At 46.6% G+C, this 9,658-nt stretch carries 8 protein-coding genes and 1 pseudogene; 3 read left to right on the top strand and 6 right to left on the bottom strand.

Translation table 11 applies throughout. From position 1 onward, the window contains the following. A pseudogene (locus ACUVJL_RS26425) lies at window positions 1-140 on the top strand (bifunctional phosphoribosyl-AMP cyclohydrolase/phosphoribosyl-ATP diphosphatase HisIE); the annotation flags it as partial. 389 nt (window positions 141-529) lie between these two features. Here the strand turns inward: ACUVJL_RS26425 and ACUVJL_RS26420 are convergent. Both ACUVJL_RS26420 and ACUVJL_RS26415 read right to left on the bottom strand, forming a co-directional pair. Then, window positions 530-2,701, bottom strand: a complete 2,172-nt coding sequence (locus ACUVJL_RS26420; protein ID WP_445248552.1) for an iron uptake porin — start codon at window positions 2,699-2,701, stop codon at window positions 530-532. A 232-nt stretch (window positions 2,702-2,933) separates the two neighbouring features. After that, the gene (locus ACUVJL_RS26415) at window positions 2,934-4,184 is read right to left on the bottom strand and encodes an MFS transporter (protein WP_445248551.1); all 1,251 of its coding nucleotides are present in this window, start codon (window positions 4,182-4,184) and stop codon (window positions 2,934-2,936) included. Between the two features lie 696 nt (window positions 4,185-4,880). Between ACUVJL_RS26415 and ACUVJL_RS26410 the strand changes: the two genes are divergently transcribed. Continuing rightward, a complete protein-coding gene (locus tag ACUVJL_RS26410) occupies window positions 4,881-5,387 on the top strand; it encodes a hypothetical protein (protein ID WP_445248550.1) in 507 nt (168 codons plus the stop codon). A 298-nt stretch (window positions 5,388-5,685) separates the two neighbouring features. Here ACUVJL_RS26410 and ACUVJL_RS26405 read toward each other — a convergent pair whose 3' ends face one another. The 4 genes from ACUVJL_RS26405 to ACUVJL_RS26390 all read right to left on the bottom strand — a co-directional run bounded on the left by ACUVJL_RS26405 (window position 5,686) and on the right by ACUVJL_RS26390 (window position 7,654). Beyond that, window positions 5,686-5,979, bottom strand: coding sequence for a TMEM165/GDT1 family protein (locus ACUVJL_RS26405; protein ID WP_445248549.1), 294 nt, complete (start codon window positions 5,977-5,979; stop codon window positions 5,686-5,688). Window positions 5,980-6,038: 59 nt separating this feature from the next. After that, the gene (locus ACUVJL_RS26400) at window positions 6,039-6,506 is read right to left on the bottom strand and encodes a TMEM165/GDT1 family protein (protein ID WP_445248548.1); all 468 of its coding nucleotides are present in this window, start codon (window positions 6,504-6,506) and stop codon (window positions 6,039-6,041) included. A 225-nt stretch (window positions 6,507-6,731) separates the two neighbouring features. Further along, complete coding sequence (gene upp, locus ACUVJL_RS26395; RefSeq protein WP_445248547.1) at window positions 6,732-7,382, bottom strand: uracil phosphoribosyltransferase; 651 nt, start codon at window positions 7,380-7,382, stop codon at window positions 6,732-6,734. A gap of 35 nt (window positions 7,383-7,417) precedes the next feature. Continuing rightward, window positions 7,418-7,654 carry a hypothetical protein gene (locus ACUVJL_RS26390; RefSeq protein WP_445248546.1) on the bottom strand — a complete coding sequence of 79 codons (237 nt, stop codon included), beginning with the start codon at window positions 7,652-7,654 and terminating at the stop codon, window positions 7,418-7,420. Window positions 7,655-8,054: 400 nt separating this feature from the next. On the opposite strand from ACUVJL_RS26390, the gene crtH reads away from it, so the two are divergent. Next, window positions 8,055-9,599 carry a carotenoid isomerase gene (gene crtH / locus ACUVJL_RS26385; RefSeq protein ID WP_445248545.1) on the top strand — a complete coding sequence of 515 codons (1,545 nt, stop codon included), beginning with the start codon at window positions 8,055-8,057 and terminating at the stop codon, window positions 9,597-9,599. Window positions 9,600-9,658: the final 59 nt, after the last annotated feature.

The following is a 9,658-nucleotide window of genomic DNA, read 5'->3' as shown; positions in this document are numbered from 1 at the left end:
TAATGGCTTGCAAAGATGACGACAAAGAGGGGATTGCTGGGGAAGTTGCGGATTTATTTTATCACGCTTTAGTTGCTTTGGCTCACCATCAAGTTGATTTGAGAGCAGTTTACCGCAAATTGGACGATCGACGAAAATAATCGGTAATTGGGAATTGGTAATTGATAATTGCCCTCCTGGACGCACTCCGACTCCTCGAAACCGGGTTTCGACTTCGCTCAACCAGCAGGTTTTTTACCGAATCTGCTGGGTCGAACCAAGTATTTTCGCCCATCAACCCGGTTTCTAGGTCCCCCAGGCGTAAGTCCTGTCTAATTGAGGGTTTAACCAAGTCAGTCCTAGGCGCACTCCGACGCTCAAAAACCGGGTTTTTTACCAAGTCTGCGATGCTCTAACAAACTATTTTGGTAAAAAAAACCCGGTTTCTAGGTTCCCATGCGTACTCGTGCGTAAGTCCTATCTAGGTTAGCAGTGCTTAAGCGGCAACAGCATCAATTCCTGCCAATTGCAGATAGTATCGCGACTTTCTTTAGAAGGTAAAAGTTGTGCGCAGGACTCCCACCCCTACAGTGTCATTATCCTTAGTTCCTTCCGGATTGAACAGCACAAAAGCTCCGGGTGTAATGCTGATATTATCGTTGACTTTGAAGCGGTAATAAGCTTCTAAATGGTAAGGAGTTGCTTTGTTTTGCTGAAAGCGAGCACCGCCACTTACTGAATCGCGATCGAGTGGCTGTCCAAACAGAATACCTGCATTATTGCCCTGTGCGAACAAATCTCGGAAATGGAAACCTACCATCCAACTGTTAAAAGTGGTAGAAGCATTGCTTCTTTCAGCGTCAGCAATTATCCAACCTCCATAGGTAGAAATAGCAATTTTCGGAGAAAACCGCCAAGTTGCGGTACCGCCAAACGAATTCATCCTCACGCCACCGCTAACAGGTTCTCTATCTGCTCCCAAAATAGAACCCAAATCGGCATCACCTAATCCTGTAGCAAGAATATTCAATTTGTGGCGACTGTAAGCGTAATTTAAACCTATGTCGATACTGCTGGTAGGTTTAATAGTTAACTGCGCCGCAGCCACGGTACTTCCCTCAAATGCACCTGCTCCTAAAGGCGTGGCTGGAAAGCCTAAATCAACGGGCAAGGCTGCATTTACACTGCCGTACAAAGCTGTGAGATTGAGCTTGCGGGAAATGTTCCAAATAAACCCGCCTGCTGATGCCAAACCCCTGCCTGAAGTGCCACCGGATACGCGGACTACAGGGTTATAACCTGCAAACCTAGAGACGGCTTCTTGGCCTTCTCCAGCAAAGGGAGTGATTGCTTGAAAAGCGTCGGAAGTTTCTGCTTTCGGGCCGGCAAATAAAGTGATACTATTAGAAACTGGAAAGACGTAAAGCAGTTTGTAAAGTTCAACAGTATTGGCGTCAGTGCTAGATAGAGTCTCTGGATTAATTCCTGGGAATTGCGGTTCAAAACTCAGCTTTGCTTGACTGTCGGACAAACCACTAAATGCCCCTGTTGACAAAGCTAAATTAGGGCCGAAGCTGCGAATATTGTAAGCTTGCAAGCCAGTTATTAGGGTATCTTTGCCTGTAAAACTGGTCAGCAGATTCAAGCGCACTCGGTAGTTTAAAACTGTCTGAGTATCGCTGTTATTGTTTTTGGTAGTATCGGCAACGCTAAAAATTGCTTCGCCACTGAGTTTAGTTGTTGTCGAAAATTGATTGGTTTCTATTGAGGCGGCACGGGCTTCTAAAGTATCTAATCGACCCCGCAAAGTGGCTAGTTCGGCTGCAAATTCTTGTTGCAATCTTTGCAATGCGGCTAAGTCTTCTTTCGTCGCTAAGTTGGATTTACTTGCTCTAATGATCTCACTAACCTTATCCAAGCAAGCATTTAAACCGGCCGCAAATTCGTAGCGAGTCATTGCCCGATTGCCTCGGAATGTCCCGTCTGGATATCCTGCTATGCAGCCGTATCTTTCTACTAGAGATTGCAGGGCTTGAAATGCCCAGTCCGTCGGGCGCACGTCGGAGAGTTGAGATACAGATGTTACTTGTTGTAGTTCGCTCGACTCCTCGGTTTCGCTGTTGGTTGCTGCGGGTTCTAAGGAACTGCTGTTTTCGATTTCAGCCAACTTTTGGGCAGTAGAAGTTTCTGTTGGTACTGGCGCAGATATGCCTGTTTGGGCAATAGCTGGTGCGGCTGGGTTTTGGGCAGGAATGACTGATGTTTCTGCCGTAAATTCTGCTGGTGTCTCCTGGTTTTGAGAAGGGGTAACAGATATTTCTTCTGTAACTGAGGCTGGCTCTGGGTTAGCTGGTTTTTCAGCTAACTTTAATGAGTTTTTCGGCGTATTTTCTGCGGTAAATGTTGCTGTTTGTCCCCGATTGAGTTGAGGGGCCTCTTGCGGGAGAGGGGCGAGTTCCTTGGCTGTTGAGACGACGGGGTGATCGCCCGTATTTTCAACTTCCACCGCATCGGCGGGTTTTAATTCATTTATTCCCGGAATTTTGACCGGATTGTCAACACTACTTGTATTCAGGCTGATTTCAGTCTCTAATTCTTTCACTCCTTCAGTACCTAATGTCTGTTTCTCAGGGACGAGAGGCATCGCTGCCAATGGTAGAGAACCGACAAGTAGATAAACTAAACCTATTGCGCTAGCACTAAAGAGTAAATGTGCTTTCATTACAACTCCTCACAAAATAGATGGTAAAATTGCTCTTACGTTTCGAGAATTATAAATCTATTTGGCATCCACAACCACAAAGTTTTTAATTAATAATTATTATATTTTTCATAATATATAGCAGAATAACCTATCACAAAACAAGTATTTAGACAACTATTTTTTTGACATTCGATCGAGCCTGTGTAAAAAAAAATAGGCATATAGTATCACGGAACAGGGATTTAGGCAACTATTTTTTTAACATTCGATCGAGCTTTTGCAAAATAACAATAGCAGCGCCGACACTCAAAGCCAAACCCAGCCAAAAATTATCGGCAGCCCATTTACCTCTATCCAAAGCCAAACCGCCCAGCGGTGGCCCGATTAAATAGCCGATCGCCCAACACTGAGAACTAACTGCTAAATACACACCCCGCAAAGACTCCGGCGCTAAATCCACCACCAAAGCAGAAGCAAAAGGCGTATAAGCAACAGTCGCAACCGACAAAAAGCTCAAGCCTAAAACAGCTAAAAATAGATTGCCAGTTGCAGCCATTCCCGTCAAGCCGATCGCGATAAATCCCATTCCCCACAGCAGCGCAGAAATCATCAAAGCTTTCGGATGGGAAAACCGCCTCAAAGCTTTAACAACCGGCAGTTGCAAAGCCACAGTTAAAAACGTGCTAAAAGCAAACAAAACGGTAATTGTACCCGTTGAAAAGCCTGTTCCCGTTCCCACCGCGACAAACTTGCTAAAGTACAGCGGCATTGTGGTTTGGATTTGGGAAATATATAATGTGAACAGAGTATTTACTAAAGCATAAACTAGAAGACTTCGATCACTCAGCGCCACCATCCAGCCATTTTCTCGATTTTTTTTGCCTCTATCCGCGGACTTAGCTGGTTTGTAGGTTTCGGCGATCGCGATCGCAACTACCGCAAACAGCACTAAAAACGAGATACCATCAATAATAAAGAGCGATCGATAATTACCCGTTACCGCAATCAACAAACCGCCCAAAATAATCCCAACTTGCAAACCCAAATTATCAGCCAGCCGCGTCAAAGCAAAAGCTTCCTGTCGCTGTTCGCCCTCGGTTAAATCCGCCACCATCGTCTCGGTTGGAGGCCAATACAAGCCCACGCCCAAACCCATCAGTAAATTGCCCGCAATTAAGCCGGCGAAATCATTAGTCGCCGCCAGTATAAAAGAAGCAGCAGCCGAAATAATTGCCGCCAGCAATAAAGTACGCCGCCTTCCCCAAAATTTGGAATCGCAAAAAGAACCGCCCAAAATTCTGCCAAATATTCCCGAAACTGAACCGCTACCCAAACCGATCCCAACAGCAGTAGCAGATAAGCCCACGCGATCGACAAAAAATATCGGCGCGTAAAATAAAGTAAAACCGGTGCCGCTTTGGGAGAGGAATCTGCCAACGGCAAGAATCCAGACTTGAGGGGGAAGACGTGGCCACCAAGATGATAATTGAAGTTTAGGCATTAAAGTTAAATGAGGAGTTAGTTCGCGATCGCAGAAACCCGGGTTTTTTATGAGAAAAATACCTTAGGGTCTTTAATCACGGTCAAAAACCGATGTCTTTGGTCGCAGTGCGTCCAGGATTGTGAGTAATTATTAATTTATTCCCTACTTTTTCACGATTAGTAGTATGAGTTAACCGAGGTGATGACAAACATAAGTGAGCTTAACAATTATTTAGGGTCTGTTACAAAAAAGTTACCATTAATTTAAAAATACTTAACACAATTTGAGAAAAAAGTTAGTTAAACTGTAAAAAAGGCAGAAAAAAATTTTAGAGGGTCGAATAATGTCAGTAACTCAGGGCTAAAGCCACTGAGCTTGTAAGAGAAATCAAGCAAGCTGTACTGACCCGCCTAAGTCTTAACTGACTACGTTATTTAGGTCATAACACCGGTGAATGCGACGCTAGTTTTCCGCTCTGTTGTTTACAGTTAAACAGTTTTAAAGTCCCTGAAACAGTGCTGTAAGCGTGACAAGCCTTTATAACATTGGCAAAGCGAACATTACCCCGAAAGGGAGATTGAGGCAGCCATACCTCACCCCAGAGGCAACCATACCTCTCCAACCCCGAAAGGGGATTCAAGGCGATTGAAATCGCCGGGTCGTTTTCCTCTCAGGACTAAAGTCTCTGAGTTTCCCACTTACCGAACTTTTTTTATGACAGCTATTACAACATCGAGAGTGGAATCAATCAAACCCCGCTGGCAAGCAATTGTCATGGTGGCCTTAATTTTCTGGCTCAGCGGTAGCCTGATTTTGGATCTAGTAATTATGCCTAGTCTCTACGTATCTGGCATGACGACATCTCCCGAGTTTGCAACGGCCGGAAATTTAATGTTCTGGGGATTCAACCGCGTTGAGTTAATCTGTGCCGGCCTGGTGGCAACGGGTGTGATGGTTTTGAACAATTTAGTCGGTGACTTCGGCAAGCGCAGCCGCACAGCAATCATATTATCATTGGTACTTCTGGCGATCGCCCTGATTGACACCTACGCCCTGACGCCCCAAATGAGCGCCTTGGGAATGCACCTAAATCTGTTCGCTGACGCAGCAGAAGTACCCGCCGGGATGAATCAACTGCACCAAGGGTATTTTGGCTTAGAAGCGCTGAAGTTGGCTGTCGCCGCTACCCTGCTGGGCTGGTGCTACCAAAACCAAGTTTAATCGACACCAGGCTCAGAGGTTGAGTTGAGAAAAAAACTCAACCAGCAGCGGCGGGGGGCGTGAATTCACGCCCCCCGCTAATTTTTAAAATTTTAGCGGTAAACACCGGCTTTGATATTCATCGGCGTTAATCTGTGTTTATCTGCCTGTATCTGCGGTTAAAAAAAGAAAATTTCTGAACCGCAGATGACAATGGTTAAAAAAAGAGAATTTCTGAACCGCAGATGACAATGGATTGACGCTGATTCACGCAGATCAAGAGAAGAGATATTTGAATAATATCGACTGAGGGCACGCCCTACTCGGATGCTTCGGGTAAATCTGCTTTTGGCCACAGCAGGCGCAAGCCCATCACCGCAAATCCGATCGCTGCGATCGCCTTTACCAATCCCTCCGGCAACACCTCTGCCGTGCCCAAGCCGATGCCCACGCCGATTAAACTCGCCAGCAGCAGCGCCGACGCCGTACCGAAAAATACAGCCCGCGGCGAGTTACAACTACTGCCGAGGGCGATCGCAGCTAATTGACTTTTGTCTCCCAATTCTGACAAAAAAACTGTAATAAAAGTTACTCCCAAAAGTTGCCAGTCCATGTTTTTTTAGTTCTTAGTTAACTCTTGTAGAAATCTAGGACTTACCGACAGGCAGACAATTAACCCAGCACTTCCCACAGCAGAACCGCCGAAATCGCCAGCAAAATCACTCCTGCAGCTCTCTCCAAAGTTCTTGGAGCAATCCGACTAGCCAGCCACCTTCCCAGCAAAACTCCCAGCAAACTGGTTGCTATCAAAGCCGCACCCGCACCGGCAAACACAATCCAAGGATTCCGAGATTCAGCCGTCATCAGCAAAATTGCGAGCTGAGTTTTGTCTCCAATTTCAGCAAAAAAAATAGTTGCAAAAGTCGAGGCAAAAATTGCCCAGTGCTGCGACTTCAGTTTCTTTTCTTCCTGACAAATATCGGTATTTGCACTCACTGATTGTTCAGCGGGATCCGGGGTTAAAGCAGCACAAATCTCAGAAACCTCTTTTATTTGTAGTTGTACCTGTTGTGGCAAATCATAATTGAGCTTTACTGAGTCAGAAGCAGACAAGCTTGGCGGAACAGAATCAAGTTTCACGGGCAATGAGTGCTAAACGCTATTTATTTTTGACTTGTACTTTTGATTTTAACTTTCTCTGTGCCTGCTTTTACCAAACCAGGGTCATCTTTTTTGCCGGATATTTCAGCAACTGATTTCTGCAACAACTCACGGCACCCAAAAATGGATACAAGCCCCCAGATTTATCTGTCGAGTCAATCTAAAATCTAAAATCTAAAATCTAAAATTGACTGACTGACTGGTTCATGTACCGTAAGTTCGATCGCCCGCATCTCCCAAACCAGGTACAATAAAGCCCTGTTCGTTTAAGATTTCGTCGATCGTTGCCGTGTAAATAATCAAACTCGGGTACTCTGCACTCAGCCTCTTCAAAGCCCCAGGAGCAACCACCACAGAGATAATCCGAATCAAGCTCGGGTCAATCCCCCGTGCAGTCAATTCCTGCATTGTCGCCAGAATCGTGCCACCAGTCGCCAGCATCGGCTCGCTAATTATCACCCGCGTTTCCGGGTTAAACTGCGCCGGCAACTTGTTCAAATAACAAGTTGGTTCCAGCGTCTCCTCATTCCTTGCCATGCCGAGGTGGTAAACCGACGCCAGCGGCACAACCGTCTGAATTCCTTCGAGCAGTGCCAAACCCGCCCGCAAAATCGGTACCACAACTAACGGAGCTTCCGGGTTGATAAAAGTCGCCGGACATTCTGCCAAAGGCGTCTGCACCGTTGTTTCCACTGTCGGCAGCCACTCTCTAATTGCCTCGTAAGCCAGCCACCTTCCCAATTCTGTCATCGCAGAACGAAAAAGTACCGAGGGGGTGGCAGCGTCGCGGGCGACAGCCAGCCAGTGTTTAATTAACGGATGCGGGGGAACGTAAACGCGCAGTTGCAGGGACATTAGAAAATTGGGAAGAGTGCTAGGTTTGAGCGATTTTATGCGGTGCGGTCGATCGTCTTCGAGGGCTTCGCCAACGGGCGATCGATCGCTCTGTGCAACTTATCACATCCTTGAGGGCGCATACAAGCCAGAGAGTGAGAATCGACCCAAGAGCACCATTTTCCAGATTGCCGGAGCGGGTTCAAACCCCCGCCGGACTGCCGGACTATTGCGACAACCACCAGCCGTCGGTTAGCACTGACATCTTGCACCATTATTAATAAGCCTTTCACGGGCGGGCTCTCCTGCCCACCCCACAAGAAAACTCACTCTTTGTGGAACAGGCATCTTGCCTGTTCTTGAGAATTGTGCAAGATGTGAGTTAGAACCCATTTGCCGATCGGCCTTCATCCGCTTATTGAAATATTTTTTTAATAGTATTGACATTAATTAGCAACAAGGCTATAGTAATTTTCAGTGTTCTCCTCTCAAAGGATCTGCAGACGGGGGCAGTCGGCAATGGTAGACTGTTCCCGCATTTTTTTGGGGAAAGAATTCGGAAAAAGTCAAGGGTGAAGAAGTCAAGGGTGAAAAAGGCAGAAAGCTAGATATACAAAGGGAAAATAGCAGAGGCAACAGTTCAGAGAGGGCGATCGACTGTAAAATCAGAGAAATATTAAGATTTTTCAGCTAATGTCAGCTCCTACCCAATCCCAGTTATTTTCTCCCAACTCCCGCCCTAAACAGCAAGAGTTTGATGTGATTGTCATCGGTTCCGGCATTGGTGGACTCGTGACAGCCACCCAGCTAGCGGCTAAGAAAGCCAAAGTTTTAGTGCTCGAAAGCTATACAATTCCAGGGGGTAGCGCTGGATATTTCGATCGAGAAGGCTACAGATTCGATGTCGGCGCCTCCATGATTTTTGGCTTCGGACAGCGTGGCACCACCAACCTCCTCACCCGCGCCCTGAAAGCAGTCAACGTCACCTTAGAAACGATTCCCGACCCCGTACAACTTCACTATCACTTACCCAGCGGCTTGGAACTTGAAGTTCCCCAGGCTTATGATAAATACTTGCAAGAATTAACAGACAGGTTCCCTCACGAACGCGAAGGAATCCACAAATTTTACGGCGAATGCTGGAACGTCTTTAACTGCCTCAACGGCATGGAATTGCTATCCCTAGAAGAACCCGGATATCTAGTTCGAGTCTTTTTTCAGAATCCTTTAGCCTGTTTGGGATTGGTAAAATATCTGCCTCAAAATACTGGCGACATAGCGCGGCGCTACATCAAAGACCCTACTTTGCTGAAATTTATCGACATGGAATGCTACTACTGGTCTGTAGTACCCGCAGACTTGACGCCGATGATTAACGCCGGAATGGTATTTTCCGACAGACATTACGGCGGCATCAATTATCCCAAAGGCGGAGTCGGTCAAATCGCCCAAAAATTAGTAGAAGGATTAGAAAAATGCGGCGGGAAAATTCAATACAAAGCTAAGGCGAAAAAAATTATTACAGAAAACGGCCGCGCTGTCGGAGTCGAGCTAGCAACCGGCGAAGTTTACCGGGCAAAACGGATAGTTTCTAACGCCACGCGGTGGGATACTTTTGAAAAATTGCTGCCTGCAGAAGAGATGCCCACTACCGAAAAGAAATGGCAGCAGCGCTATCAAAAAGCCCCCAGTTTCTTGAGTTTGCATTTGGGAGTGGAAGCAAGCGTAATCCCTGCCGGTAGTGCCTGCCACCACATTTTGTTAGAAGATTGGGACAAAATGGAAGCGCCCGAGGGAACTGTTTTGGTGTCAATTCCGACCGTGCTCGACCCGGATTTAGCTCCCGCAGGATATCACATCGTTCACGCTTTTACGTCGAGTTGGATGGAAGAGTGGGAAGGACTTTCGCAGCAGGAATACGAGGATAAAAAGGAAGAGGCGGGAGGGAGAATTATTGAAAGATTAGAAAAGATTTTTCCCGGTTTAGATGCCGGTTTGGATTATATGGAAGTTGGGACGGCGCGCTCTCACCGCCGCTTTTTGGGTCGCGAAGACGGAACTTACGGGCCGATTCCGCGACAGAAACTAATGGGTTTGTTGGGAATGCCGTTTAATCGAACTTCTATGCCTGGTTTGTATTGTGTGGGGGACAGTACGTTTCCCGGACAGGGTTTAAATGCGGTGGCGTTTTCTGGGTTTGCTTGCGCGCACCGAATTGCGGTTGATTTGGGTTTTTAAGTGTTGAGCATTTATAGTCCTGGGCGCACTCCAACTCCTCGAAACTGGGTTTTTTACGC

It is taken from the genome of Microcoleus sp. OTE_8_concoct_300 (assembly GCF_031383065.1).
Lineage (GTDB): Bacteria > Cyanobacteriota > Cyanobacteriia > Cyanobacteriales > Microcoleaceae > Microcoleus.
This window is presented reverse-complemented; position numbering and strand designations above follow the sequence as displayed.